Source organism: Amycolatopsis sp. SB7-3, from assembly GCF_041021335.1.
GTDB classification, from domain to species: domain Bacteria; phylum Actinomycetota; class Actinomycetes; order Mycobacteriales; family Pseudonocardiaceae; genus Amycolatopsis; species Amycolatopsis japonica.
Genome location: NZ_JBFPJQ010000004.1, coordinates 93,304 through 119,294, shown reverse-complemented (window position 1 = coordinate 119,294; position 25,991 = coordinate 93,304). Strand labels below are relative to the sequence as shown.

Genomic DNA, 25,991 nt, shown 5'->3' with positions numbered 1-25,991 from the left:
GCGCAGGAGTGACCGCCGTTCGGTCGTGCCCATCCCACGAGGCCCGGACTCACGCACGCCGTCGGCGCGCGTACCACGGGCAGGTCTTCGGACTCGTGGGCGACTCGCTCGCTCCTACCGGCCGTCGCTTCCCGGGGCGCCATGTCCCAGTGCTTTACCGTGTCTCGCACGGTGACGGCTTTCGTTCCCACATACCGCTGCGGGGCAGTCCCGGATTCGCACCGGGTTCCCTGTTACCTCGACCGGCCTGGGAGGCCGGGCGAACCAGTAGCACTCCGGAGCGTACCGAATCCGCGTCTCGCGTGACTGGAGGCGTAACTCACGTGATCAGAGGGACGACTCGCGTGATTGAACGGCGAACTCGCGTGATCGAAGGCGAGTTCGCCGCTCAATCACGCGAGTTACGTGTCTGATCACGCGAGTTCGCGATTCGAACACGCGAGTTACGAGTTCGGGATCAGTCCCAGTCGAGGGCGCCACCGGACTGGTACTCGATGACGCGGGTCTCGAAGAAGTTCTTCTCCTTCTTGAGGTCCATCGCCTCCGACATCCACGGGAACGGGTTCTCGGTCTCGCCGAAGATCGGCGCGAGGCCGATCTGCTGCGCCCGCCGGTCGGTGATGAAGTGCATGTACTGCTCGATCAGCTCGGCCGAGAGCCCGAGCATGCCGCGCGGCATGGTGTCGCGGGCGTAGGCGACCTCGAGTTCGCACGCCTCGGTCAGCATCGTCCGGATCTCCGCCTGGAACTCCTCGGTCCACAGGTGCGGGTTCTCGATCTTGATCTGGTTGATGCAGTCGATGCCGAAGTTCAGGTGGATCGACTCGTCGCGCAGGATGTACTGGTACTGCTCGGCGATACCGATCATCTTGTTCCGGCGGCCGAGCGAGAGGATCTGCGCGAAACCGGTGTAGAACCACATGCCCTCGAAGATCACGTAGAACGCGACGAGGTCACGCAGGAAGTTCTGGTCGGCTTCCGGGGTGCCGGTCTCGAAGTCCGGGTTCTCCAGGTTCTGCGTGTACTTCAGCGCCCACGCGTCCTTGTCCGAAATGGACGGGACCTCGCGGTACATGTTGAACAGCTCGCCCTCGACGAGGCCGAGGCTTTCGCAGATGTACTGGAAGGTGTGCGTGTGCACGGCCTCCTCGAACGCCTGGCGCAGCAGGTACTGGCGGCATTCGGGGTTGGTGATCTGCCGGTAAACCGCGAGCACGATGTTGTTGGCCACCAGGGATTCCGCGGTGGCGAAGAAGCCGAGGTTGCGCTTGAGCATGGTGCGCTCGTCCTCGGTGAGGCCGTCGGGCGACTTCCACAGCGCGATGTCGGCCTGCATGGCGACCTCGGTCGGCATCCAGTGGTTGTTGCAGCCGGCGAGGTACTTCTCCCACGCCCAGGTGTACTTCATCGGCAGCAGCTGGTTGACGTCGGCGCGGGCGTTGATCATCCGCTTGTCGTCGACGTTGATGCGGGCGGCGCCGACTTCGATCTCACCGAGGCCCGTGGCGTCGGCGGAGGCGTCAAAGGTGGTCATGAAAGCTCACTTCACGAGTCGGGGGTCGTGAGTGGCGATTCGGGTTAGAACCCGAATCGCCACTCACGACGATGTCTTACTGGCAGGCTTCGCAGTCGGGGTCGTCGATCCGGCAGGCGGCACCTTCGGTGGCGACGAAGTCGACGTCCGAGACCTTCGGCATCTCCTTCGGCTCCGGCTTGGCGGCGGGAACCGCGGCTGGGACCGCGGCCGCCGGGACCGCGGCGGCAGGCGACGGCGACACCGCGGCGGAAGCCGACGGCGCGGGCGAAGCGGCGGGAGCCGGGGCGGCGGCGGGCTTCGGCGAAGCGGGTGCGGCGGGGGCCGGGGTGGCCGAAACCGCGTTCAGCTTGCCGTCGGTGCCGCGCAGGGTGCTCTTCTCCACGTGCGTCGCGGACCGGGCCCGCAGGTAGTACGTGGTCTTGAGGCCCTTGTGCCAGGCGTAGCGGTACAGCTCGTCGAGCTTGCGGCCGCTGGGCGCCGCGATGTACAGGTTCAGCGACTGGGCCTGGTCGATCCACTTCTGGCGCCGCGAACCGGCGTCCACCAGCCACTTGGACTCGATCTCGAACGCGGTCGCGTACAGCGCCTTCAGGTCGTCCGGCACGCGGTCGATCTGGCCGAGGCTGCCGTCGAAGTACTTCAGGTCCGACACCATGACCTCGTCCCACAGCCCGCGCTCCTTGAGCGAGCGGACCAGGTGCGGGTTCACCACGGTGAAGTCGCCGGACATGTTCGACTTGACGAACAGGTTCTGGAACAGCGGCTCGATCGACTGCCCGACGCCGCAGATGTTGGAGATCGTCGCGGTCGGCGCGATCGCCATCACGTTGGAGTTGCGCATGCCGACGGTCTTGACCCGCTCACGCAGCGGCGCCCAGTCCAAAGTGGACGAGGTGTCGACGTCGAGCGCGTCGCCCTGACGCGCGTCGATCAAGAGCTGCATCGAGTCGATCGGCAGGATTCCCTTGCTCCACAAGGAACCCTCGAACGTCTGGTACTGGCCGCGCTCCTCCGCGAGGTCGGTCGACGCCGAGATCGCGTAGTAGCTGATGTGCTCCATGCTGGTGTCCGCGAACTGCACGGCCTCGTCCGAGGACAGCGGGACACCGATCTCGAACAGCGCGTCCTGGAAGCCCATCAGGCCGAGGCCGATCGGGCGGTGACGCAGGTTGGAGCGGCGCGCCTCCGGGATCGTGTAGAAGTTGATGTCGATCACGTTGTCGAGCATGCGGACCGCGGTGCGCACGGTCTTCTCGAGGCGCTTGGTGTCCAGGCCCTCGGGGGTGACGTGCTTGAGCAGGTTCACCGAGCCGAGGTTGCAGACCGCGACCTCGTCGGTGGTGGTGTTCAGGGTGATCTCGGTGCACAGGTTGGACGAGTGCACGACACCCACGTGCTGCTGCGGCGAACGCAGGTTGCACGGGTCCTTGAAGGTGATCCAGGGGTGGCCGGTCTCGAACAGCATTGTCAGCATGCGGCGCCACAGGTCGACCGCGCGGACCTTGCGGAACACCTTGAGCTCACCGCGTTCGGCGGCGGCCTCGTACTCGCGGTAGCGCTCGGCGAACGCGTTGCCGTAGAGGTCGTGCAGGTCCGGGGTCTCGTTCGGTGAGAACAGCGTCCACTGCGCGTCGGCCTCGACCCGGCGCAGGAACTCGTCCGGCACCCAGTTCGCGGTGTTCATGTCGTGCGTACGACGACGGTCGTCACCGGTGTTCTTGCGCAGGTCGAGGAATTCCTCGATGTCCACGTGCCAGGTCTCGAGGTACGCGCAGGCCGCGCCCTTGCGCTTGCCGCCCTGGTTCACCGCGACCGCGGTGTCGTTGGCGATCTTGAGGAACGGCACGACACCCTGCGACTGGCCGTTGGTGCCCTTGATGTGCGCGCCGAGGCCGCGGACCGGGGTCCAGTCGTTGCCGAGACCGCCCGAGTACTTCGCCAGCAGCGCGTTGTTCTTGTACGCCTGGAAGATCGAGTCCAGGTCGTCGTCGACCGTGGTCAGGAAGCAGGACGACAGCTGCGGGCGCGTGGTGCCCGAGTTGAACAGCGTCGGGGTGGACGCCATGAAGTGGAACGTCGAGAGCAGCTCGTAGAACTCGATGGCACGAGCCTCACGGTCGTCCTCGCGGATCGCCAGGCCCATGGCGACGCGCATGAAGAACGCCTGCGGCAGCTCGAATCGAACCCCGTCGTGGTGCTGGAAGTACCGGTCGTACAGGGTCTGCAGGCCGAGGAAGCCGAAGTCGAGGTCGCGCTCGGCGCGGATGGCCGCCGTGATCTTGTCCAGGTCGAAGGCCTGCAGCTCGGGGTTGACCAGCTCCAGCTCGACGGCGCGCCTGAGGTAGTCCCGGAAGTACTGCGGGTACCGGGTGGTCATCTCGTCCTGGCTGGCCTGCTGCGGCACGCCCGCGAGGTAGCTGAGGGCCTCGCCGCGGAGCTTGTCCGCGAGCAGCCGGGCGCTGACGTAGGAGTAGTTCGGCTCCTGCTCGACGAGCACGCGCGCGGCCATGATCTGCGCGAGGGCGAGCTCGTCGGCGCTGATGCCGTCGTAGAGGTTGCGCTTGGCCTCGGCCAGCACCGGCTCCGCCGAGACGTCCTCGAGACCGGCGACGGCCTCGCCGACGACGTGCGAGACGCGGGCCCAGTCGAGCGGGCGGAGCGAGCCGTCGGCCGCCTTGACGCTGATGGCGACGTCGGACGACGCGGGCTTCTCGGCCTCGCGGGCCTTCGCGCGCTCCTCGCGGTACAGGACGTACGCGCGGGCGACCTTGTGGTGCTCGCCGCGCATGAGCGCGAGCTCGACGATGTCCTGGATCTGCTCGATGTGCAGCGCGGTCTCGGGACCGGCGTGGCGGAGCAGGGTGGTCTCGATCTGCTCGGTCAGTTCCTTGACCAGGTGGTGGATCCGCGACGAAGCGGCCGCGTCACCGCCCTCGACGGCGAGGAAGGCCTTGGTCACCGCGACCGAGATCTTGTTCGCGTCGAAGGGGGACACGCTGCCGTCCCGCCGGATGACTCGCACGGTCGCGGGCGTGGTGTCCGAGGACGAGGGCGGCCGCTGACCGGTTTCCACTGACATGCATGTCTCCAAAAGGGCGCGTTGAAGCACCACAAGGCCTCACAAGGCCGTGCGCTGCACGTTCACAAAGCTGTCCGACCACCGCTCCCGAGCGGTCTCCCCGTCGCTGGGCGGTGCCGGTTCCCAGAGACTACATGTAGGGGTCGGAGGCTGCACGTGCCCCAATGGGTGGCGTGTCGTCGGCTCACCCTGGCGGGTTAGACGATCACGCTGAGCGGCTGGTCAACCGCCGAAGACGATCTTGAAATCGCGCAGGCAGGCGTTCAGGACGGGCCGCTGACCGGCCAGGAAGCCGAACGGCCCGGACTCGTTGATCCGCCAGTCCGCGGCCGCCGGACAAGGCCTCGCCTTCGCCTGGACGGGGCTCCTTTTGAGACGACCGTCCAGCATTTGGACGACGTCGAAGGCCGCCGGCATCCGCACCGGGAGGCTCGGGCGAGGCGTGAAGGCCGCCGTCGCGATCCAGTCGTCTTGGGTGGCCGCCGAGGCGGTGAAGGTCCGGCCGTGGGCGAAGTCGAGCGCGGCGAGATCCTTGGGGATGCCCCACAGCGCCCGCCCGCCGGCGAGCGACACTTCGCTGTCGACCCAGATGTCGGTGATGGAGCCGGAGAGGCGCTCGCCGCGGACCGCGACCGTCGCCAGCAGCTCGTGGTACTGGAGCTGCCCGGGTTCCTGGTAGTCGATCCAGGCGGTGAACACCTGGGCGCGGCCGCCGACCACGATCGGCTCGACACCGCCGGGCAGTGTGGGCAGTTCGCTCACCGGGACACGCCAGATCGACAGGTACGCCTGACCGGCCAGGTTCCAGGGTTCCGGGGGATAGGCGGTCACTTGTTCAGCCATGGCAGGTAGGGAGGCTGGTCGGTGTCGACGCGCATGGAGAACTCCGGTGGTCGTTTCTGCAGGAAGGACACGACCCCCTCGACCGCGTCCGGGCTGGCGCCCAGGCCGCCGATCAGCCGGGAGTCGAGCTCGTGCACGGGGAACGGCGATTCCGCGCTCGCCATCCGGTACAGCAGCTGGCGGGTCACGGCGACCGAGACCGGCGACGTGGTCGCGGCGATCTCGCGAGCCAGTTCGCGGGCCTTGCCGAGCACTTCCTCGGGCTCGTGGACACTGTGGACCAGTCCGGCCGTTTTCGCTTCCTCGGCGCCGAAGACGCGGCCGCTGATCATCCAGTCGAGCGCCGTGCCCATCCCGACGAGCCGGGGGAGGAACCACGCGGACGCGCCTTCGGGGTAGATCCCGCGGCGGACGAACACGAAGCCGAACCGGGAGTCCGTGGACGCGAGGCGGTAGTCGCACGACAGCGTGATCGTGACGCCGCCGCCGACGGCCGCGCCCCGCAAGGCCGCGATCACCGGCTTGTTCATCGTGAAGATCCGCTTCGAGCAGCGTCCCGCCGGCTCCTGCCACGCCGCGTCCGGCCCGGTCTCCGGGTCGAAGTCGAAACCGCCCTGCGTGAGGTCGGCGCCCACCGAGAAATCCTTGCCGTTGCCGGTCAGGATCACCACCCGGACGTCCTCGTCGCGGTCGGCGCGGTCCATCGCGTCGCCGAGTTCGTCGGCCATGCGGATGGTGTAGCCGTTGCGGGCCTCGGGCCGGTTGAGCGTGACCGTCGCGATGCGGTCTTCGACCTCGTAGGTGATTTCGGCGTACGCGCTCATGACGTGAAAGTAAGCCAGTGTTGACAAGGTGTCAACAAGGCTCATTCGACGTCGTCCAGATGGTCCGCCTCGCCGGTGCCCTGCTCCCGGATCGCCTCGTTCACGCGGCGGTGCCGTCGAACGGCGGATAGGTCTCGGCGCCGACCCGCTCGGCCACGACGATGTACTCGGCCAGCGCGTCACGCGACCGGTTCAGCTTGGCCAGCTGCTCGTCCAGGCGGCCGAGCCGCTCGCGCATCGCGGCCAGCAGTTCGGGGCAGCCGATCAGCTCGGGCTCCTCGCCGATCGCGCAGGGGAGCAGGTACGCGATGTCCTCGGACGACAGGCCGGCGGCGAGCAGATGGCGGATCTGCCGCACCCGCAGCAACGCCGTCTCGTCGTACTCGCGGTAGCCGTTCGTGCCGCGGCTCGCCTCCAAGAGACCCTGCGCCTCGTAGTAGCGCAGCTGGTGGGCGTTGACGCCCGTCCGGTGACTCAGTTCACCGATCTTCATCGCTTTCCCCACTTGACCTTCATACCGGTATCAACGTTGACGATCGTGCCATGACAGACAAAACGAACACCCCGATTTCGGTCGTCGGCCTCGGCCTGATGGGCACCGCGCTCGCCCGCGCGTTCCTGAAGGCCGGGTATCCCACCACCGTCTGGAACCGGACGGCCGCCAAGGCGGACGCGCTCGTGGCCGAAGGCGCGCGGCTCGCGCCCACGATCGGTGACGCGCTCGGCGGCGTGACGATCGTGTGCCTCACCGACTATCCCGCCGTGCGCGAACTGCTCGGCGACGCCCGGCTCGAGGGCACGACACTGGTCAATCTCACCTCGGGCGACTCCGCGCAGGCGCGGGAAACCGCCACCTGGGCCGAAAAACAGGGCGCTCGCTACCTGGACGGGGCGATCATGGCCATCCCGTCGTCGATCGGGACCGACGAGGCGGTGATCCTGCTGAGCGGACCGCGGCCGGACTTCGACCTCGGCGCGCTCGGCACGGTCAGCCATCTGGGCGAGGACCCCGGCCTCGCGTCCCTCTACGACGTCGCCGGTCTGACGATGATGTGGAGCGTCCTGAACGCGTGGCTCCAGGGCACCGCGATGCTCAAGACGGCCGGTGTCGACGCCGCGACGTACGCACCCTTCGCGCGGCAGATCGCCGCCGGGGTGGCGGACTGGCTGCCCGGCTACGCGGAGCAGATCGACAAGGGTTCGTTCCCCGCCGAGGTGTCGGCGTTGGAGACCGACGCGCGCGCGATGGCGCACATGGTCGAGGAGAGCGAGGCGCTGGGCGTGAACGCCGAGCTGCCGAAGCTGATCAAGGCGATGGCCGATCGCGCGATCGCCGCCGGGCACGGGGGCGAGCAGTATCCGGTGCTGATCCGGGAATTCGAGCGGCCGGGGAGCTGAGCTGCCCGCTGTCCGTGAAGGCCTCCTTGAGGGACCTCTGTTATTGAGGGGAAAGTCGAACATGGCGTGATCGAACCTGCGATGTGTCCACAACGGACCCCTTGCGCGGACTGTGCGCCCGGTTGAGGTCATAATGTCCGATTTTCGTCGAGGTCGTGAGTGGTAAAGAGGGTTAGAACGACCATCGCCACTCACGACCCCTGAGCCATACTGCGCAAAGTGCACAAAACGGACGCCCTGGTCTCGAAAAGTGTCCTTTTTGGACATCCTGAGGGGGCCCGCTGTCCGTGAAGGCCTCCTTGAGAGACCCAGAGTCCCTCAAGGAGGCCTTCACGGAACGTCGATCGAGGAAAACAATCAGGCGCGCTTGATTTTTCCGTCGCCGAGTGCCAGCCTGAGGAGGACGCGAGGAGGCGGGCATGGCTGACCTGGGCGTGATCCTTGGGGATCTCGCGGCGGAATCGCAGGCCATCGACGACGTGGTGGCGGATCTGCCCGCGTCGGACTGGGCGCGGCAGACCCCGGCCGAAGGCTGGACGATCGCCCATCAGATCGCCCATCTGGCCTGGACGGACAAGAAGGCGCTGATCGCGGCGCGCGGGTCCGAGGCCGAGTGGCAGGCCGAGATCGAAGGGCTGCTCGCGACGGGCGAGTCCTACGTCGACGACGGCGCCGCCGAGGGGGCGAAGACGCCGCCCCGCGAGCTGCTGGCGGAGTGGCGCGCCGGTCGCGCGGAGCTCGCCGAAGCGCTCGCCGCGGTGCCAGACGGGCAGAAGATCCCTTGGTACGGCCCGCCGATGAGCGCCGCGTCCATGGTGACGGCGCGCCTCATGGAGACCTGGGCGCACGGCCAGGACATCTTCGACGCGCTCGGCGTCGCGCGCGAGAACACCGCCCGGATCTGGCACATCGCCCGGTTCGGCACCCGCACGCGCGACTTCGCCTACAAGCTCAACTCGCTCGCGCCGCCCGCCGAGGAATTCCGCGTCGAGCTGACCGCGCCCGACGGGACCACCTGGGCTTTCGGTCCCGAGGACGCCGGGCAGCGGCTCACCGGCAGCGCGGTCGACTTCTGCCTCGTGATCACCCAGCGCCGTCACCCCGCCGACACCGACCTGGTCGCCACCGGCAAGGACGTCGAGGAATGGCTCGGGATCGCGCAGGCCTTCGCCGGGCCTCCCGGAGCCGGCCGGAAGCCGGGGCAGTTCGCATGACCCCGATCCGCATCGGCAACGCGTCCGGGTTCTACGGCGACCGGTTCTCCGCGGTCCACGAGATGCTCACCGGCGGCCCGCTCGACGTGCTGACCGGCGACTACCTGGCCGAGCTGACCATGCTCATCCTCGGCCGCGACCGGATGAAGGACCCGAACCGCGGTTACGCCAAGACGTTCCTGCGCCAGATGGAGCAGAATCTCGCGCTGGCCAAGGAAAAAGGCGTCAAGATCGTCGCCAACGCGGGCGGGCTCAACCCCGCCGGGCTCGCGGACGCGCTCCGTGAACTGGCCGCGAAACTCGGCGTCGACGTCGCGATCGCGCACGTCGAGGGCGACGACCTCATCCAGCGCGCGGAAGAGCTCGGCTTCGGCAAGACCCTGACCGCCAACGCCTATCTCGGCGCGTGGGGGATCGCGGAATGCCTGAACGCGGGCGCCGACATCGTGGTGACCGGGCGCGTCACCGACGCGTCGGTGATCGTCGGCCCCGCGGCCGCGCACTTCGGCTGGGCGCGCGACGACTACGACGCGCTGGCGGGCGCGGTCGCGGCCGGACACGTGATCGAATGCGGGACGCAGGCCACCGGCGGCAACTACGCCTTCTTCACCGAGCACGAGATCGGCGTCCCGGGGTTCCCGATCGCCGAGATCTCCGCCGACGGCTCCAGCGTGATCACCAAACACCCCGGCACCGGCGGCGTGGTGAACGTCGGAACCGTTACGGCGCAACTGCTCTACGAGATCACCGGCGCCCGGTACGCCGGGCCGGACGTCACGACGCGGTTCGACACGCTGACCCTCACCGAGGACGGCCCGGACCGCGTCCGGATCAGCGGCGTCACGGGCGAGCCGCCGCCCCCGACGCTCAAGGTCTGCCTGAACGGGCTCGGCGGTTTCCGGAACGAGACGACGTTCGTCCTCACCGGACTCGACATCGAGGCGAAAGCCGCTCTGGTCAAGGAACAACTCGAAGGCGCGCTCAAGGCACGGCCACCCGCCGACGTCCGGTGGACCCTGGCCCGCACCGACCGGCCCGACGCCGAAACCGAGCAGCAGGCGAGCGCCCTGCTGCACGTCGCGGTGAAGGACGCCGATCCGGAGGTCGCGGGGCGCGCGTTCAGCGGCGCGGCGATCGAGCTCGCGCTCGCGAGCTACCCCGGGTTCCACGTCACCGCGCCACCCGCGGCCGCCTCGCCCTATGGCGTCTATCGTGCCGCTTTCGTTGATGCACAAGAGGTGCCGCATATCGCCGTCCTGCCGGACGGAACCCGTCGCGACATCGCGCCCGCCGTCGAGACCCTGCCTCTGTCCGAAGTGGACGAATCCGCCCCGCCCGCGCCGTTCACCCAGGCCGAAGTCCGCAGGGTGCCGCTCGGCAAGGTGGTCGGCGCGCGCAGCGGCGACAAGGGCGGCAACGCGAACGTCGGCGTCTGGGCGCGGTCCGACGAGGCGTGGCGCTGGCTCGCGCACCGGTTGACCGTCACCGAGTTCAAACTGCTGCTCCCGGAGACCGCGGATCTCGAGGTCCGGCGGCATCTGCTGCCGAACCTGCGGGCGGTCAACTTCGTCGTCGAAGGCATCCTCGGCGAGGGCGTCGCGTCGCAGGCGCGGTTCGACCCGCAGGCGAAGGCGCTCGGGGAATGGCTGCGTTCCCGCGAGATCGACATCCCGGAGGCCCTCCTGTGACCGACCCCTTCGCCACGCCGGAACGCGCCGAACTGCGCAAGACCGTCCGGCGGTTCGCCGAAATCGAGATCCTGCCGCACCTCGACGACTGGGAACGCGAGGGCGAGCTGCCCCGCGATCTGCACCGCAAGGCCGGGGAACTCGGCTTGCTCGGCGTCGGCTTCCCCGAGGAGGTCGGCGGTGGGGGCGGCGACTATCTCGACGCCGTCGTCATCGCCGAGGAACTGCACTACGCGGGCGGATCCGGTGGCCTCTTCGCCTCGCTGTTCACCTGCGGTATCGCCGTCCCGCATATCGCGGCGGCCGGGGATCCGGTGCAGATCGAACGCTGGGTCCGGCCGACGCTCGAAGGCACCAAGATCGGCTCGCTCGCGGTCACCGAACCCGACGGCGGTTCCGACGTCGCCGGGATCCGCACGACGGCGGTACGCGAGGGCGACGAGTACGTCATCAACGGCGCGAAGACCTTCATCACCTCGGGTTGCCGCGCCGATTTCGTGACCACCGTGGTCCGCACCGGGGAAGCCGGCGCCCACGGGATCTCGCTCATCGTGGTCGAAAGGGGCACACCGGGCTTCACCGTCTCCCGCAAGCTGGAGAAGATGGGCTGGCTCTGCTCGGACACCGCCGAGCTGTCCTATGTGGACGTACGCGTGCCGGCGGAGAACCTGATCGGCGCCGAGAACAGCGGCTTCGCGCAGGTCGCCACGCAGTTCGTCACCGAACGGGTCTCGCTGGCCGTGCAGGGCTACGCGCACGCGCAGCGGGCACTCGACCTGACCCTGGACTGGTGCCGCCTGCGCGAGACCTTCGGCCGTCCGCTGATCTCCCGTCAGCTGGTTCAGCACAAACTCACCGAGATGGCCCGCAAGATCGACGTCGCCCGCACCTACACCCGTCAGGTCGCCCAGCGGCACGTCGCGGGCGAAGAGGTCATCGCCGAAGCCTGTTTCGCGAAGAACACCGCCGTCGAGGCCGCCGAATGGGTGGTCAACGAGGCCGTGCAGCTGCACGGCGGACTCGGCTACATGCGGGAGTCCGAAGTGGAGCGTCACTACCGTGACGTGCGCATCCTCGGTATCGGCGGCGGGACCAACGAGATCCTCACCGGCTTGGCCGCGAAGCGATTGGGATACACCGCATGAGCACGATCAGGTCCACTGTGGACACGCGGAGCGAGGAGTTCGCGGAGAATCGCGAATCCATGCTCGGCAAACTCGCCGAGGTCGACGGCGAGCACGCCAAGGCGATCGCGGGTGGCGGCGAGAAGTACGTCGCCCGGCATCGCAAACGCGGCAAGCTGCTGGCCCGCGAGCGGATCGAGCTGCTCCTCGACGAGGACTCGCCGTTCCTGGAGCTGTCGCCGCTGGCGGCCTGGGGTTCGGACTACCAGGTCGGCGCCAGCGTGATCACCGGCATCGGCGTCGTCGAAGGCGTGGAGTGCATGATCTCCGCCAGCGACCCGACGGTCAAAGGCGGGGCGAGCAATCCGTGGACGGCCAAGAAGAGCTACCGTGCCGCGGACATCGCCGCGCAGAACCGCCTGCCGGTGATCAACCTCGTCGAGTCCGGTGGGGCGGATCTGCCGACGCAGAAGGAGATCTTCATCCCCGGCGGCCGGATCTTCCGTGACCTCACGCGATCCTCGGCGGCGAAGGTGCCCACGATCGCGCTGGTGTTCGGGAACTCGACCGCGGGCGGCGCGTACCTGCCCGGTATGTCGGATTACGTCGTGATGGTCAAGGAACGCGCGAAGGTGTTCCTCGGCGGTCCGCCGCTGGTCAAGATGGCGACCGGTGAGGAATCCGACGACGAATCGCTCGGCGGCGCCGAAATGCACGCCCGCACGTCGGGCCTCGCCGACTACCTCGCGGCGGACGAGGAGGACGCGATCCGCCTCGGGCGCAGTATCGTCAAACGGCTCAACTGGACCAAGCAGGGCCCGACGCCGAAGCCGGACTACGCCGAGCCGCTGTACTCCGCCGAAGACCTGCTCGGCATCGTGCCCACCGATCTCAAGGTGCCGTTCGACCCGCGCGAGGTGATCGCCAGGGTCGCCGACGGTTCGGACTTCGACGAGTTCAAACCCTTGTACGGCAGCAGTCTCGCCACCGGCTGGGCGAGTATCCACGGTTACCCGGTCGGCATCCTCGCCAACGCCCAAGGCGTGCTGTTCGGCGAGGAGTCGCAGAAGGCCGCGCAGTTCATCCAGCTGGCCAACCAGATCGACACGCCGCTGGTCTTCCTGCACAACACCACCGGCTACATGGTCGGCAAGGAGTACGAGCAGAGCGGCATCATCAAACACGGCGCGATGATGATCAACGCCGTGTCGAACTCGAAGGTGCCGCATCTTTCGGTGCTCATGGGTGCCTCGTACGGCGCCGGGCATTACGGCATGTGCGGCCGGGCCTACGATCCCCGGTTCCTGTTCGCCTGGCCGAGCGCGAAATCCGCGGTCATGGGGCCGCAGCAGCTTGCCGGTGTGCTGTCCATCGTGGCTCGCGCTGCCGCCGCGTCGCGCGGACAGGAGTACAACGAGGAGCACGACGCCGCCATGCGCGCCATGGTGGAAGGGCAGATCGAGGCCGAGTCGATGCCGATGTTCCTCTCCGGGATGCTCTACGACGACGGGATCATCGATCCTCGCGACACCCGCACGGTGCTCGGGCTCAGCCTGTCCGTGATCCACAATGGACCAGTGAAGGGCGCCGAAGGCTTCGGCGTCTTCAGGATGTGAGCGGCATGATCGAGAAACTTCTGGTCGCCAACCGCGGGGAGATCGCCCGCCGCGTGTTCCGCACCTGCCGCGACGCCGGGATCGGCACGGTCGCGGTGTTCTCCGACGCGGACGCCGACGCGCCGCACACCGCCGAGGCGGACGTCGCCGTCCGCCTGCCGGGAAACGCGCCCGCCGACACGTATCTGCGGGCCGAGCTGCTGATCAAGGCGGCCGTGGAGACCGGCGCCGACGCGATCCACCCCGGCTACGGGTTCCTGTCCGAGAACGCCGCCTTCGCCCGCGCCGTGCTCGACGCCGGGCTCACCTGGGTCGGCCCGCCGCCGGAAGCCATCGAGAGTATGGGCTCCAAGGTCGAGTCCAAGCGGATGATGGCCGAGGCCGGTGTCCCGATCCTGTCCGAATTGGACCCGGCCGAGGTCACCGAGGCCGACCTTCCGTTGCTGGTCAAGGCTTCCGCCGGAGGTGGCGGACGCGGTATGCGTGTCGTGCGGACACTCGGCGAACTCGCCGAGGCCGTCGAAGGCGCGAGCGCGGAGGCCGCGTCGGCGTTCGGCGACCCGACCGTGTTCTGCGAGCGGTACCTGGAGACCGGTCGGCATATCGAGGTGCAGGTGCTCGCCGACACCCACGGAACGGTGTGGGCGGTGGGGGAGCGCGAGTGCTCGATCCAGCGCCGTCACCAGAAGGTCGTCGAAGAGGCGCCGTCGCCGTTCGTCGACGAGGCCATGCGGGAGGCGCTGTTCGACGCCGCCCGCAAGGCCGCGCAGGCGATCGACTACGTCGGCGCCGGGACGGTCGAGTTCCTCGCCGGACCGGACGGGCGCTTCTACTTCCTGGAGATGAACACCCGGCTCCAGGTCGAGCATCCGGTCACCGAGGCCACGACCGGGCTCGACCTCGTCTCGCTGCAGCTGCGGATCGCGGAGGGCGAGCACCTCCCGATCGACGAGCCGGAAACGCGGGGTCACGCCATCGAGGTCCGGCTCTACGCCGAAGACCCCGCCGCGGGCTGGCAGCCGCAGAGCGGCACCTTGCATCGTTTCGAGCTTCCCGCGGCGCAGCGGGAGTTCGAGGTCGGCCCGGGTGTCCGGCTCGACTCGGGTTTCGTCAGCGGACAGACCGTGGGTGTGCACTACGACCCGATGCTCGCCAAGGTCATCGCGTACGCCCCGGATCGCCGGAGCGCGGCGCGGGCGCTGGCCGGAGCCTTGGCGGGCGCGGAGATCCACGGGGTGGTGACCAACCGCGACCTGCTGGTGAACGTGTTGCGCCACGAGGCTTTCCTCGCCGGGGAGACCGACACGGCGTTCTTCGACCGGCACGGTCTCGAAACCCTGGCGGCCCCACTGGCCACTGTGGACACCGTACGGATTTCCGCGCTGGCCGCGGCTTTGGCCGGTGCGGCCGCGAATCGCTCGGAGGCCCGGGTTCAGCGCCGGTTGCCGAGCGGCTGGCGCAACGTCCGTTCCCAAGTGCAGCGCAAACGTTTTCGTCACGGTGACGACGAGATCGAGGTCGGCTACGGCCTCGGCCGGGACGGTCTGCGCGCCGACGGATTCGAAGGCGTCGAACTGGTTTCCGCCGAGAGCGGCGACGTGATCCTGGAGATTTCCGGGGTACGGCGGAAGTTCGCCGTCGCGCGGTACGGCGACACGGTGTACGTCGATTCGCCGGACGGCTCCGTCGAACTGGGCGTGGTGCCGCGGTACACCGATCCCGACGCGGCGCTCGCGGCCGGTTCGCTCGTGGCGCCGATGCCGGGCACGGTCGTCCGGCTCGCGGTCGAGGCGGGTGGCACCGTCAAGACCGGCGATCCGTTGCTGTGGCTCGAAGCGATGAAGATGGAACACCGGATCGCGGCGCCCGCCGACGGCGTCGTGACGGAACTCCCGGTGGTGGTCGGACAACAGGTCGAAGTGGGCACGATCCTCGCGGTGGTAGGAGACGAAGAATGAACGCGATGAACTTCACCGAGCCCGAGGAGCGCGTCGCGCTGCGGGCCGCGGTCGCCGAACTCGGCAAGAAGTACGGGTACGAGTACTACGCCAAGCAGGCGCGCGCCGGGCTCAAGACCGAGGAACTGTGGGCCGAGGCCGGACGGCTGGGCTACCTCGGCGTGAACCTGCCCGAGGAGTACGGCGGTGGGGGAGCGGGGATCGCGGATCTCGCCGCGGTGCTCGAAGAACTCGCCGCGGCGGGCTCCCCGCTGCTGCTCATGGTCGTCTCGCCGGCGATCTGCGGCACGGTCATCTCGCGGTTCGGCACCGACGAACAGAAGAAGCGCTGGCTGCCCGGTATCGCCGACGGCAGCAGGCGGATGGTCTTCGCGATCACCGAACCGGACGCCGGGTCGAACTCGCACAAGATCACCACCACCGCGAAGCGGGACGCCGACGGTTGGGTCCTCAGTGGACGGAAGGTCTACATCTCCGGCGTCGACGAGGCGGACGCCGTCCTGGTCGTCGGCCGCACCGAGGACGCCAAGACCGGCAAGCTCAAGCCCGCGCTGTTCACCGTGCCGACCGACACGCCCGGTTTCGAGTACAAGCAGATCGACATGGACATCGTCTCGCCGGAGAAGCAGTTCGGCCTGTTCCTCGACGACGTCCACCTGCCCGCCGACGCGCTGGTCGGCGAGGAGGACGCGGCGATCGCTCAGCTGTTCGCCGGGCTCAACCCCGAACGCATCATGGGCGCGTCGTTCTCGCTCGGCATCGCGCGGTACGCGCTGGGGAAGGCCGTCGCCTACGCCAACGAGCGCAAGGTGTGGGGCGCGCCGATCGGCACCCACCAGGGGCTCGCGCATCCGCTGGCCGAGATCAAGATCGAGCTGGAACTGGCCAAGCTCATGACGCAGAAGGCGGCGTCGCTCTACGACTCCGGCGACGACTTCGGCGCGGGCGAGTCGGCGAACATGGCGAAGTACGCCGCCGCCGAGGTCGCCATCCGCGCGGTCGACCAGGCCGTGCAGACCCACGGCGGCAACGGGCTGGCCAGCGAATACGGGCTGGGCACGCTGGTCACGGCCGTCCGCCTCGGCCGGATCGCGCCGGTGAGCCGTGAGATGGTGCTCAACTTCGTCGGCCAGCACAGCCTCGGCCTGCCCCGCTCCTACTGAGGAGGCGTCATGAGCACGCTCCACGGCAAGACGATCATCATCTCCGGCGGCAGCCGCGGGATCGGCGAGGCCATCGCGGTCCGCGCCGCCCGCGACGGGGCGAACATCGCCCTGCTGGCCAAGACCGCCGAGCCGCATCCGAAGCTGCCGGGCACGCTCTACACCGCGGCCAAGGCGATCGAGGACGCCGGCGGGCAGGCGCTGCCGATCGTCGGCGACGTCCGCGACGACACGTCGGTCGAGGCCGCGATCGCGCGGACCGCGGAGCAGTTCGGCGGGATCGACATCGTGCTCAACAACGCGAGCGCGATCGACCTGACCCCGACCGAATCGGTCAGCATGAAACGCTACGACCTGATGCAGGACATCAACGCGCGCGGCTCGTTCCTGCTGTCGAAGCTCGCCATCCCGTATCTGAAGCTCGCGGAGAACGCGCACATCCTCACGCTGTCGCCGCCGATCAGCCTGGACGAGAAGTGGTTCCAGGCCGGGCATCTCGCGTACAGCATCGCGAAGTATTCGATGAGCCTGGTGACCGTCGGGCTCGCCGCGGAGCTGCGGCGGTACGGCATCGCGGCGAACTCGCTGTGGCCGCGTACGACGATCGACACCGCGGCGATCCGCAACGTCGTCGGCGCGGAGCTGGCGGCCAAATCGCGGACGCCGGAGATCATGGCCGACGCCGCGCACGCGATCCTCACCAAACCGAGCACCGAGGCGACGGGGAATTTCTACCTCGACGACGAGGTGCTGGCCGCCGAGGGCGTCACGGACTTCGCGAAGTACCGCGTCGGCGGGACCGAGGAAGACCTGCAGCTCGATTTCTGGGTCGAAAGCCGTACCCCAGAATCAGGGCCATGATCCGCGAACCACAGCAGGAGCGCAGCCGCACCACCCGGCGGCGGCTGGTCGAGGCCGCCGTCGAGACGATCGGGGAGCTGGGCTGGCACGGGACCACCGTCGCGGTCATCGCCGAACGCGCCGGGGTCTCGCGCGGCGCCGCCCAGCACCACTTCCCGACCAGGGAGGACCTGGTCGCGGCCGCGGTCGAGCACGTCGGCGAGATCCAGATCGTGGAACTGCGGGCCCGCGCGGCGGAACTGCCGTCGGGCCGGTCGCGGATCGAGCGGGCCGTCGACATGGTGCTCAACCTCTACAGCGGGCCGCTGTTCCGTGCCGCGCTCCACCTGTGGGTCGCGGCATCGACCGACGACTCGCTGCGCGCGACGCTGGTGCCGCTGGAGGCCAGGGTCGGCCGGGAAGCACACCGGGTGACCGTCGAGCTGCTCGGTGTCGACGAGTCCCACCAAGGCGTTCGCGAGCTGGTCCAGGCCACTCTCGATCTCGCCCGCGGCCTGGGCCTGGCGAACCTGCTGACCGACGACACGAAGCGGCGCAAGCAGATCGTCGCGCAGTGGGCGCGGGTCCTGGAACCGACGTTGGCGTCGGCGAAGATCTGACGGAACCGAAAAGTCACCACCGACGTCTGAGATCTTGTTAACACTGATGGAGCAGCGGCCGATAACACGGTGTAAGTGCTGCTGATTCAGGTGGCTGATCGAGAGAGGTCCAGTCCGGTGTCCGGTTCAGAGGTCGAACTGTCCCATCGCGCGATGGCGATGCTGCGAGCGGTCGCGGCGCGCCGTGCCCAGATGTCGTGCAGCTGCGAGCCGGATCTCTTCATCGACGGGTTCGCCTGCTGCGATCAGATGACCGCGCACGCGCTGGCCCACGGCGGGTACATCCGCCCCGCCGAGACCTCCGGCCCCTCCGCGGTCACCGGCCGGGTGCCCGCCGAGCTGACCGAGGCCGGCGAAGCCGCGATCGCGGTCACCGCAGCCGCCTGACCTTTCACCGCATCGTCTGTCCGCAGTGGACGACGACCGTTTACAAGCACCTCCCGCGTTCCTAGGATCCACCCCGGGATGAGGCCGTCGCCGGGCGACGGACCGGGTTGGGAGGTGCCGATGGCACGCACGGCTCGCCGCGATACCGGTGAGGACGCCCTGAACCCGCTGTGTCGAACTCGCCAGCGGGTTCATCAACGGACACTGAGCGAGTTGATGCGGGAAGCCGGCGCGGCACCCCGCCGCCGGGGACCGCGCGGGCCGAAGCACCGGGCTCCGGAAGCCGCTCCGGGCACCGGCAGGATCCGGCGGATCTCGGCGCTTTCGGCGGGTGGCGTGCTCGTCGGCGGGCTGCTGGCCGTCGTGCTCGTTCCTTCCGAGCCGGGCGGTGTCGTCCCGGGCACCCCGCTCCTGCCGCCGTCGCTGACCATCGCCCCGCAGGCGATCGACGTCCCGGTCTCCTCGCCCGTCCCGTCGGGACCCTCGGGCGGCAGTGTCGCACCCCCGCCGCCGATGACCGCGTCGATGCACGGTTCGGAGACGCCGTCCCCGACACCCACGCCGGAACCCGAAGAACGGCCGGACCCGCGCGCCGGCCACCACGATTTCGACCAGTACTACGACTGGTATCACGGCGGCGGTCGCTGGCCGCAATGGGGCCGGTAGCGCCGATCGGGTGATCGGCGTCGTCGCTCACCGTCGATCGAGAATCACGATTCATCCCCGATTTCGTCCATTCGTGTCCGGTGTCATTTTTCCTGTGCCCCGCCTTCGGTCGGATACCTACGATGGTTCGCACTCTCCATTCCTCCCGGAGCACGGCTAGGGGCTGAACAGGAAAATGAGTGTGGACCGACATTCTCCCGCGGTGCAGTTCGCCCGGAGAATGCTGATCAACCGCGAGACGGGGAATCCGTCGCGCCCGCAGCCGGTGACGCTGCTGCTCGGACCGGTCGGTTCGGGGAAGACCACGGCCCTGGAAGCGATCCGACGCGACCTGGGCTGGGGTGTCGTCCACGCCGGATTCGATTTCGGGCAAGGCGGCAGGGCGGGCACGATCGACGTGCTCACGAAACTGGCCTATTCGTTTTCGAGAAAGTGGCGAAATCGACCGAAACCGCAGTTCATTCGTTTCACGATCGCGCTGATCGCAGTCCAGGCGGAGCTTTCCGGTCGAAATCGCGACGACGACCTGGCGCAACTGAAGTCGCTGCTCGGCAGTCTCGACCGGATCATCTGGACACCGGCGATGGACAGCACGCTCGACACGCTGACCGAGACGGCGAAGGCGACCGGTCTCGTCGAGCCCCCGTACGCGGATCTGTTCCGCCAGACGTTCCCGCATCTGGTCCGGAACATCCGGCCCCGGCTCGGGAAGGCGCTGCGGTCGCTGGCGGACTTCCCCCATGCCGAGGGGAGATCCCCGTTCGACGCGCTGCTCGAACTCAACCGGCTCGCGCACGGCAGCGCCCGTGACGCCAAGGCGGTCACCGAATGGCTGATGGCGGCGTTCCTCGGCGACGTCCGGGAGAACCATCCCCGGATGGCCAAGCCGGAGGAGAAGAGCCCCTGTACCTGCGACATCTCGTTGCAGCGCAGGCACTGGCACAACTGGGTGGTGGTACTCGACGACGTCGACCACCCCGGCGGGACCGAATTCCTCGCCGATCTGATCGCGGCCCGGGAACGGCACGCCGTCCAGCATCCGAACGACCGCGAGGCCCACGACGCGCTGCTGGTGATCGCCACCAGCGGGCGGTGGCACGACGACTGGGGCACCGCTTGGCTCGCGCCGTGGAAACCCGCGTCCGGCGCCCCACCCGCCGTCCGGCCGATGGTGGACTGCGAGGAGGCTTCCTACGACGACTGGGCGAATCCGGCCAACGGCGCGCTCGACTCGGCCTACTACCCGGTCCGGATCTCGCCGCAGTCCATCGGACGGATCGCGCGGATCCTCGATTCGGGGGCGCGGACGCCGAAGGTCACGCTCGCGCACCGGGCGACCGGCGGGCTGCCGTCGGCGGTCGAGCAACTCGCCGGGCGGTTGCGGGCGAGCGACGCGCGCGAGGGCGATCGGGACCTGCTCACCACCGATCCGCGTGGCGAGCAGGATCCCTGCTACCGCAGGCTGACCGAGCTCGCCTTGACCGAACACCTCGACGACGTCCACGTCGACGACTTCGTGACCGCGGCCCCGTTCGCGACCGCGCCCTGGCTGATCCCGGACGCGGCGCAGAGCCGGATCGACCAGCCGCACGTCGGGCGGATCCTGACCGAACTGCGCACGTCGTTGTGGGTGACGGCGAAGAACTCGCCCGGTTCGACGACCGACCAGGCCGCCCTGCACCCGTGGATCGCGGCGAACCTGGTGTCCGCGCTGGCCCGCCGCGGTGACGGGGACGGGCCGACCTACACCGACCAGTTCAAGGCGCTGCGCGACGATCCGGACACCGCACAGGATCCGGTGCGCCTGGCCTACTGCAATCTCGCACTGGGCGACATCGGCGAAGTGGTCACCTTCTTCGAGCGCGAGTTCAACCGGATCCCGCACGCGGAGTGGATCGCGAAGCTCGAACTGGTGCTGAACGCGCCGGACGATCTGCCGCCCGAGCGGGATCACGCGGAACTGTACGAAGAACTCGTCAACCTCGACAACGCGCGATGCCCGGCCGGCCGGTCCGAGATCCGGAACAACGTCGCCCGGCTCATCGCGGCGGGCTGGCTGACCGCCAACCCGTTCGCGGTCCGCGGGCAGGCTCAGCACCAGGTGATCGCGAACGCCTTCGCCGCGCTGGCCACCACTTCGCACCAGCCCGACGTCGGCGCGCTCGTGTCGGCCAAGGAAGCCGCCCGTCGCGGCGAATTCCCCTGACCCGGAACGGAACTCCGTCATGTCCTGGCTCGATTCGTTGAGAACACGTATGTCCGCGGCCCGTGAACGCGCGGCGACGGGGCCCCCGGTGCGGCCGCGCGGCTGGGCGCACCGCCATCGGGTGCTGCTGATCGCGATCGCCGTCGTGCTGCTGGGCGCCGCGCTGGTGTCGATCAGTCCGTGGGAGTCCTGCGGTCCCGGCCTGCGCGCGGTGGACGCGGACGAGGAGTCGATCGGCGCGTCGTACGTCTGCGTCGGGCTGAACCTCGACTCGGGTCCGATGCGGGAGAACGATCCGCTCGACCCGCTGGAGAAGCTCATCAAGGGCCGCAACGAGATGGCGGGCGAGAACTTCAAGACCATCGTGGTGCTGGAGAACCTCGCGCCCGATCCGAAGGTCGACAGCCAGCCGTTCCCGTTCGTCCGGCGGGAGATCCAGGGCGCGATCACCGCCGCGTGGCCGAAGAACGGGCCGCCGGGGATCAAGCTCCTGCTGGCCAACTACGGGAGCAACGCCGAGCACTGGCAGGTCGTCGCCGAGGAGATCGTCGCCGCGGCCGCCGCCCAGCGCATCGTGGCGGTCACCGACATCGGCATCAGCACGGAGAGCAGCCGGGCGCTGGTGGCCGAACTGTCCAAGCACGGGATCGCCACGATCGGCGCGACCGTCACCGCGGACAACATGAACATCGATCCGAAGGGCGTACGGATCGACAACTTCTTCCGCGTGGGCCCGACCAACACCGACGAAGCCCGCGCCGCGGCCGGATACATCGCCGCGCACGGTTTCAAGCGGGTGATGATGATCCAGGGCGTCAGCAAGGAGGACACCTACGCGACCACGCTCGCCGAAGCCTTCCAGAGTTCCTCGAAGGTCCCGGTGATCTTCACGAAGACCTACGACGTCAAACCGCTCACCGACACCTCGCGCGAGGCGTACCTGCGAGGGCTGTTCAGCAGGTGGCACAACGACATCTGCGGTGCGAGACCCGACCTGATCTACTTCGCGGGCCGTGGACTGGACCTCGGTGCTCTCGTGGCGTCGCTGGCGGGTGACGGCGCCTGCGAAGGGCTCGACACGGTGACCGTGATGACCGGCGACGACGCGAGCACGCTCGCCGGGAAACCCTTGCAGCTGAACAAGGACATCAGCGTCCGGCTCCGCTACACGGCGCTCGCGTATCCCGACCAGTGGGATATGTTCACCGCCGATTCGGCGCATCCGACGTACAAGAAGAATTACGACAACTTCGTCGCCGAATTCACCGGTACCCACGGTTTCCCCAAGGCGGAACTGTGGGACGGTGCCGCGATGATCGAGCACGACGCGGTCGCTGCGGCCGTCGAAGCCGCGGTGCAGAACGTGTCGTCGGATCCGGTTTCGGTGCCGGACGTGTTGCGCAGTATCGACTGCAACTCCCCGGTACCCGGCGCGACCGGGTTCGTCGCGTTCGATCAGGCGACGGGGAACCAGCTCGACAAGGCGCTGCCGATCCTGTCGATCGACCCGGACGGTTCGGTGCATCCGGTCGATCTGGTGTGGTCACGGGGACGGCCGCTGAACACGAAGGCGGACTGCGGTCGCTGATGCGGGTCGTGAGTGGCGATTCGGGTTAGAACCCGAATCGCCACTCACGACCACCTGTACCGAGGGCTCACCCTGCGGACTGACACCGGTGGGGAACGGAAGTCAGCCGGTGTAACCCGCGACGATCTTGGTGTAGTCGTACTTGCCCTGCGAGATCCCCGCGCAGTTGTTGCAGTCGCGGTTGACCGCCCAGAACGACAGCCGGGCGAGATGTTTGCTCGCCGCGTAGTCGCGGATCGCGCGGAAGTCGGCGACGCTGACGGTTTCGCCCGCCACGTCGGTCTTCCCGTTCATCGACGAAAGCCCGCTGCGCCGGTAGGCCGCGTCGTCGCTCAGGCCGAAGGTGGATTTCACGACGTTCTTCAGCCCGTCCACGGCACTGCGGGTCTTGCCCGCCATGTCACCGCCGCTGGAGAAGTCGAACGGCATGACCGACCACGCGTCGACCCCCGCGCCGAGCGCCTTCGACTGGGTGATCAGCCGCTTGCCGTGCGAGTTGGGGCCGCCGACCTCGGTCGGGATGGTGATGACCACGCGCAGGCCGGGGTTCTTCTGCTTCGTGATCTTGACGGCGTTCAGGATCCGGTCCTGGACGGTGTAGTTCTCGAACTCGTCGGTGTTCTCGATGTCGAGGTCGATCGCCTTGAGCTTGTAGGCGTCGATGACCTTCTGATACGCGCCGGCGAGGGCCGAGGCGGTGCCGCATTTCGGGCCGAGCTTCGTCCCGGACCAGCCGCCGAACGACGGGATGACGTCGCCGCCCTTGGCCCGGATGTTGTTGATCAGCGTGGCGTCGGAGCCGGTGAGGGAACGGCTGCCGTCCCATTTCGGGTTGCAGCCGCCGTCGGAGAGGACGAACGCGAGGGTGAAGGCCTTGACGCCGGTGGCGTTCATCGCGGCGATCGGGTCCGTCTGTCCCGACCACTGGTACAGATAAGGCGAGGCGAGCACCGGATCCGGGGCCGCCGAGGCGACGGGGGCGAGGCCGACGGTCGTGGCGAGAGCGGCGCCCGCGGCGGTGGCCAGTGTCGCCCAGCGTCGTAGCGATTTCATAGGTCCTCCAACTGGTACGCGCGCGGCGAGGCGCGCAGGTGTGGAGCACCTCCGTCTTGACGCGGCGTATCAACCGGGAGGGTGCGCTCACTCACGGTGGACTAGACCATTGAGGACTGTCAAGAATTCACCGGGAATCCCGGCGGAAACGACCGACCTTAGTAGGGGGGTGATGACCCGGAAAGCGGATCGACACCACCGCGATTACCGGCTAGTTTGCCGAAATGGTGGGGGACTCCCTGATGGCGACCGGAAGCCGCGGCCGGAGAGACCGGCTCGCCGCGCCGCGGCGGATACTGGGGTCCTGGAGCCTGTGGGAACTACCCAGGCGGGGCCTGATCGGGTACCTGCTCCTGGTCGACTTCGCCGCTTTCGCCGCCACCGCCTACCTCTTCGTGTTGCGGCCGCCCGCGCCGTCGTCCTTGCTCCCGTTTTCGGCTCTGCTGGCCGGAATGATCCTCAGCTCGGAGCTTTCGCGACCGGTCGAGCGGTCCCGTGCCGACACCCGGCTCGGCGCCGGACTGGACGCGGCCTGGATCTTCGCGGGAGCTTTGCTGCTGCCGCCCGCGTTGGCCGCGGTACTCGTCGCCGCTTCGGCGGGCTACCGCTGGTTCCGGATCCGGCGCGGGATTCCCCACCGTCAGGCGTTCGCGGCCGCCGCCACGATGCTTTCGGCGCTCGGTGCCTCGATCATCCCGGTCCTGCTCGGCGCGCCGCCGTTCGCCGACGCGGCAAGGGATTTCGAGAGTTTCGCCCTGGTTTTCGCGACGGGACTGATCTTCCTGTCCGTCGACGCCGCTTTGGCCGCGCCTGCCGCCGAATTCGGGGCGGAACCGTCGGGGTTCGCCTTCGACGCGGCGATGGTCGCGTTCGGCTTGCTGCTCGCGTGGTCGGCGGCGGAATGGCCGTATGCCACCGTGGTACTCGCCGGGGCGCTCGTGGTACTTCACCGGGCCGGGACGATGCGCGCCCTGCGCGGCCACGCGGGTACGGACTCCGGCACCGGGCTGCTCACCGCGTCGTCCTGGTTGGACGGTGCGCGCACCCAGTTCGATCTGCTTCGTGGCCGTGGCGCGGATCTTTCGCTGCTGATGCTCGACCTCGACCATTTCGCCCGGCTCAACGACCGGCACGGCAGGCACGTCGGGGACGACGTCCTCCGTGCCGTGGCGGACACTTTGCGCGCCGAGGTCCGCGCGGCGGACCTGGTCGGCCGGTTCGGTGGCGAGGAATTCGTCGTCCTGCTGCCCGGTACCAGCCGGTTCGACGCGCACGCGATCGCCGAACGCATCCGGCTGCGGATCTCCTCGACGTTCGTCTCACTGGATGGGACGTTCGCCGGGGTGACGGTCTCGATCGGAGTGTCGTCGCATCCCGCCGGCGGCGAGACGCTCGACCGGCTCGTCGGCGCGGCGGATCAGGCGATGCGCGCGGCGAAGGGGGCCGGGCGCAACCGGACCGTCGTCTTCGAGGTCGAGAACTAGTCCGCGGTGGGGACGCCGATGTCCTCGAACCACAACTCCGGGTGATCCCGGATGAACTCGGTCATCAACGCGGTGCAGGCCGGATCGTCGAGCAGGGTGATCTCGACGCCGTTCTCCTCGAGCCAGCCGTGCCCGCCCTCGAACGTGGTGGCCTCGCCGATGATCACCCGGCCGATGCCGAACTGGCGCACCAGCCCGCTGCAGTACCAGCAGGGGGAGAGGGTGGTGACCATGATCGTGTCCCGGTAGTGCGGCCGCCTGCCCGCGTTCCGGAACGCGGAGGTCTCGGCGTGCATCGACGGGTCGCCGTCCTGGACCCGGCGGTTGTGGCCGCGGCCGAGCAGGGCGCCGGTGGTGTCGAAGAGGGCGGCGCCGATCGGGACCCCGCCCTCGGCCTTGCCGAGTTCGGCCTCTTCGCGGGCGACGGACAGCAGCTGCGCGGGATCGATCACCTGACCAACCTTACGGCTTGTAAGTGGCGTCAGGCCGGGCGGTTTCGCGTGACTGGACGGACGACACGCGTGATCAGACGGACGACACGCGATGGCGTCCCGGCCGCGAGCGTGTCGTCCACCTGATCACGCGTGTCGTCCGTCTGAGCACACGTGTCGTCCACTGGGTCACATGAAGGTGCCGACTCGACTCGGAAGCCAATGCGGACCGGACCTGTCCTGAATGTCTGCCAGACTCCCTCTCATGAAGC

21 protein-coding genes and 1 riboswitch are annotated in these 25,991 nt (G+C 68.5%); of the genes, 14 read left to right on the top strand and 7 right to left on the bottom strand.

Features of this window, described 5'->3' with window-relative positions; genetic code table 11:
* Positions 1 to 60 precede the first annotated feature (60 nt).
* Positions 61 to 284, bottom strand: a riboswitch (cobalamin riboswitch).
* A 173-nt stretch (positions 285 to 457) separates the two neighbouring features.
* The 5 genes from AB8M46_RS28115 to AB8M46_RS28095 all read right to left on the bottom strand — a co-directional run bounded on the left by AB8M46_RS28115 (position 458) and on the right by AB8M46_RS28095 (position 6,776).
* Positions 458 to 1,534 carry a ribonucleotide-diphosphate reductase subunit beta gene (locus AB8M46_RS28115; RefSeq protein WP_037344090.1) on the bottom strand — a complete coding sequence of 359 codons (1,077 nt, stop codon included), beginning with the start codon at positions 1,532 to 1,534 and terminating at the stop codon, positions 458 to 460.
* Positions 1,535 to 1,610: 76 nt separating this feature from the next.
* Positions 1,611 to 4,616 carry a ribonucleoside-diphosphate reductase subunit alpha gene (locus tag AB8M46_RS28110; protein WP_394362210.1) on the bottom strand — a complete coding sequence of 1,002 codons (3,006 nt, stop codon included), beginning with the start codon at positions 4,614 to 4,616 and terminating at the stop codon, positions 1,611 to 1,613.
* Positions 4,617 to 4,838: 222 nt separating this feature from the next.
* Positions 4,839 to 5,459: an acetoacetate decarboxylase family protein gene (locus AB8M46_RS28105; protein WP_394362209.1), complete on the bottom strand. Its 621-nt coding sequence runs from the start codon at positions 5,457 to 5,459 to the stop codon at positions 4,839 to 4,841.
* Positions 5,444 to 6,283, bottom strand: coding sequence for an enoyl-CoA hydratase-related protein (locus AB8M46_RS28100; protein ID WP_125736327.1), 840 nt, complete (start codon positions 6,281 to 6,283; stop codon positions 5,444 to 5,446). Before AB8M46_RS28100 ends, AB8M46_RS28105 begins: the two co-directional genes overlap by 16 nt.
* 100 nt (positions 6,284 to 6,383) lie before the next feature.
* On the bottom strand, positions 6,384 to 6,776 hold the full coding sequence (locus AB8M46_RS28095) for a MerR family transcriptional regulator (RefSeq protein ID WP_038523787.1): 393 nt from the start codon (positions 6,774 to 6,776) through the stop codon (positions 6,384 to 6,386).
* Positions 6,777 to 6,826: 50 nt separating this feature from the next.
* Between AB8M46_RS28095 and AB8M46_RS28090 the strand changes: the two genes are divergently transcribed.
* The 13 genes from AB8M46_RS28090 to AB8M46_RS28030 all read left to right on the top strand — a co-directional run bounded on the left by AB8M46_RS28090 (position 6,827) and on the right by AB8M46_RS28030 (position 22,751).
* On the top strand, positions 6,827 to 7,681 hold the full coding sequence (locus AB8M46_RS28090; protein WP_394362208.1) for an NAD(P)-dependent oxidoreductase: 855 nt from the start codon (positions 6,827 to 6,829) through the stop codon (positions 7,679 to 7,681).
* 419 nt (positions 7,682 to 8,100) lie between these two features.
* Positions 8,101 to 8,895, top strand: coding sequence for a TIGR03084 family metal-binding protein (locus AB8M46_RS28085; RefSeq protein WP_350597174.1), 795 nt, complete (start codon positions 8,101 to 8,103; stop codon positions 8,893 to 8,895).
* The gene (locus AB8M46_RS28080; protein WP_394362207.1) at positions 8,892 to 10,583 is read left to right on the top strand and encodes an acyclic terpene utilization AtuA family protein; all 1,692 of its coding nucleotides are present in this window, start codon (positions 8,892 to 8,894) and stop codon (positions 10,581 to 10,583) included. Before AB8M46_RS28085 ends, AB8M46_RS28080 begins: the two co-directional genes overlap by 4 nt.
* Positions 10,580 to 11,728 (top strand): acyl-CoA dehydrogenase family protein, encoded by a 1,149-nt coding sequence (locus AB8M46_RS28075; protein ID WP_394362206.1) that lies wholly within the window; start codon positions 10,580 to 10,582, stop codon positions 11,726 to 11,728. Before AB8M46_RS28080 ends, AB8M46_RS28075 begins: the two co-directional genes overlap by 4 nt.
* Positions 11,725 to 13,323 (top strand): acyl-CoA carboxylase subunit beta, encoded by a 1,599-nt coding sequence (locus tag AB8M46_RS28070; RefSeq protein WP_394362205.1) that lies wholly within the window; start codon positions 11,725 to 11,727, stop codon positions 13,321 to 13,323. Before AB8M46_RS28075 ends, AB8M46_RS28070 begins: the two co-directional genes overlap by 4 nt.
* 5 nt (positions 13,324 to 13,328) lie before the next feature.
* On the top strand, positions 13,329 to 15,281 hold the full coding sequence (locus AB8M46_RS28065; protein ID WP_394362204.1) for a biotin carboxylase N-terminal domain-containing protein: 1,953 nt from the start codon (positions 13,329 to 13,331) through the stop codon (positions 15,279 to 15,281).
* Entirely contained in the window at positions 15,278 to 16,444 is a 1,167-nt protein-coding gene (locus tag AB8M46_RS28060; RefSeq protein ID WP_081975951.1) for an acyl-CoA dehydrogenase family protein, read from the top strand. The genes AB8M46_RS28065 and AB8M46_RS28060 overlap by 4 nt, the downstream gene beginning before the upstream one ends.
* A 9-nt stretch (positions 16,445 to 16,453) precedes the next feature.
* Positions 16,454 to 17,305 (top strand): SDR family oxidoreductase, encoded by an 852-nt coding sequence (locus AB8M46_RS28055; RefSeq protein ID WP_394362203.1) that lies wholly within the window; start codon positions 16,454 to 16,456, stop codon positions 17,303 to 17,305.
* Positions 17,302 to 17,904 carry a TetR/AcrR family transcriptional regulator gene (locus AB8M46_RS28050; protein WP_037344111.1) on the top strand — a complete coding sequence of 201 codons (603 nt, stop codon included), beginning with the start codon at positions 17,302 to 17,304 and terminating at the stop codon, positions 17,902 to 17,904. The genes AB8M46_RS28055 and AB8M46_RS28050 overlap by 4 nt, the downstream gene beginning before the upstream one ends.
* Before the next feature lie 117 nt (positions 17,905 to 18,021).
* On the top strand, positions 18,022 to 18,291 hold the full coding sequence (locus AB8M46_RS28045; RefSeq protein ID WP_037344114.1) for a hypothetical protein: 270 nt from the start codon (positions 18,022 to 18,024) through the stop codon (positions 18,289 to 18,291).
* Between the two features lie 216 nt (positions 18,292 to 18,507).
* The gene (locus AB8M46_RS28040) at positions 18,508 to 18,957 is read left to right on the top strand and encodes a hypothetical protein (RefSeq protein ID WP_394362424.1); all 450 of its coding nucleotides are present in this window, start codon (positions 18,508 to 18,510) and stop codon (positions 18,955 to 18,957) included.
* 202 nt (positions 18,958 to 19,159) lie between these two features.
* Positions 19,160 to 21,163: a hypothetical protein gene (locus AB8M46_RS28035; RefSeq protein ID WP_235213388.1), complete on the top strand. Its 2,004-nt coding sequence runs from the start codon at positions 19,160 to 19,162 to the stop codon at positions 21,161 to 21,163.
* Between the two features lie 19 nt (positions 21,164 to 21,182).
* Positions 21,183 to 22,751, top strand: coding sequence for an ABC transporter substrate-binding protein (locus tag AB8M46_RS28030; RefSeq protein WP_394362202.1), 1,569 nt, complete (start codon positions 21,183 to 21,185; stop codon positions 22,749 to 22,751).
* A gap of 102 nt (positions 22,752 to 22,853) precedes the next feature.
* Here the strand turns inward: AB8M46_RS28030 and AB8M46_RS28025 are convergent, their stop codons facing one another.
* Positions 22,854 to 23,804 carry a chitinase gene (locus AB8M46_RS28025; protein WP_037344118.1) on the bottom strand — a complete coding sequence of 317 codons (951 nt, stop codon included), beginning with the start codon at positions 23,802 to 23,804 and terminating at the stop codon, positions 22,854 to 22,856.
* A gap of 224 nt (positions 23,805 to 24,028) precedes the next feature.
* Here AB8M46_RS28025 and AB8M46_RS28020 point away from each other — a divergent pair, with 224 nt between their 5' ends.
* Positions 24,029 to 25,288 (top strand): GGDEF domain-containing protein, encoded by a 1,260-nt coding sequence (locus AB8M46_RS28020; protein WP_394362201.1) that lies wholly within the window; start codon positions 24,029 to 24,031, stop codon positions 25,286 to 25,288.
* Here AB8M46_RS28020 and AB8M46_RS28015 read toward each other — a convergent pair.
* Positions 25,285 to 25,740 carry a nucleoside deaminase gene (locus tag AB8M46_RS28015; protein WP_125736318.1) on the bottom strand — a complete coding sequence of 152 codons (456 nt, stop codon included), beginning with the start codon at positions 25,738 to 25,740 and terminating at the stop codon, positions 25,285 to 25,287. The genes AB8M46_RS28020 and AB8M46_RS28015 overlap by 4 nt on opposite strands.
* Positions 25,741 to 25,991 lie beyond the last annotated feature (251 nt).

What these genes read in the sequence shown, in the direction of transcription:
- AB8M46_RS28105 (WP_394362209.1), bottom strand. Translation starts at nt 5,459, where the DNA reads ATGGCTGAACAAGTGACCGCCTATCCCCCGGAACCCTGGAACCTGGCC.
- AB8M46_RS28115 (WP_037344090.1), bottom strand. Translation starts at nt 1,534, where the DNA reads ATGACCACCTTTGACGCCTCCGCCGACGCCACGGGCCTCGGTGAGATC.
- AB8M46_RS28025 (WP_037344118.1), bottom strand. Translation starts at nt 23,804, where the DNA reads ATGAAATCGCTACGACGCTGGGCGACACTGGCCACCGCCGCGGGCGCC.
- AB8M46_RS28055 (WP_394362203.1), top strand. Translation starts at nt 16,454, where the DNA reads ATGAGCACGCTCCACGGCAAGACGATCATCATCTCCGGCGGCAGCCGC.
- AB8M46_RS28090 (WP_394362208.1), top strand. Translation starts at nt 6,827, where the DNA reads ATGACAGACAAAACGAACACCCCGATTTCGGTCGTCGGCCTCGGCCTG.
- AB8M46_RS28070 (WP_394362205.1), top strand. Translation starts at nt 11,725, where the DNA reads ATGAGCACGATCAGGTCCACTGTGGACACGCGGAGCGAGGAGTTCGCG.
- AB8M46_RS28100 (WP_125736327.1), bottom strand. Translation starts at nt 6,283, where the DNA reads ATGAGCGCGTACGCCGAAATCACCTACGAGGTCGAAGACCGCATCGCG.
- AB8M46_RS28060 (WP_081975951.1), top strand. Translation starts at nt 15,278, where the DNA reads ATGAACGCGATGAACTTCACCGAGCCCGAGGAGCGCGTCGCGCTGCGG.
- AB8M46_RS28095 (WP_038523787.1), bottom strand. Translation starts at nt 6,776, where the DNA reads ATGAAGATCGGTGAACTGAGTCACCGGACGGGCGTCAACGCCCACCAG.
- AB8M46_RS28050 (WP_037344111.1), top strand. Translation starts at nt 17,302, where the DNA reads ATGATCCGCGAACCACAGCAGGAGCGCAGCCGCACCACCCGGCGGCGG.
- AB8M46_RS28065 (WP_394362204.1), top strand. Translation starts at nt 13,329, where the DNA reads ATGATCGAGAAACTTCTGGTCGCCAACCGCGGGGAGATCGCCCGCCGC.
- AB8M46_RS28040 (WP_394362424.1), top strand. Translation starts at nt 18,508, where the DNA reads ATGCGGGAAGCCGGCGCGGCACCCCGCCGCCGGGGACCGCGCGGGCCG.
- AB8M46_RS28085 (WP_350597174.1), top strand. Translation starts at nt 8,101, where the DNA reads ATGGCTGACCTGGGCGTGATCCTTGGGGATCTCGCGGCGGAATCGCAG.
- AB8M46_RS28030 (WP_394362202.1), top strand. Translation starts at nt 21,183, where the DNA reads ATGTCCTGGCTCGATTCGTTGAGAACACGTATGTCCGCGGCCCGTGAA.
- AB8M46_RS28080 (WP_394362207.1), top strand. Translation starts at nt 8,892, where the DNA reads ATGACCCCGATCCGCATCGGCAACGCGTCCGGGTTCTACGGCGACCGG.
- AB8M46_RS28110 (WP_394362210.1), bottom strand. Translation starts at nt 4,616, where the DNA reads ATGTCAGTGGAAACCGGTCAGCGGCCGCCCTCGTCCTCGGACACCACG.
- AB8M46_RS28020 (WP_394362201.1), top strand. Translation starts at nt 24,029, where the DNA reads ATGGTGGGGGACTCCCTGATGGCGACCGGAAGCCGCGGCCGGAGAGAC.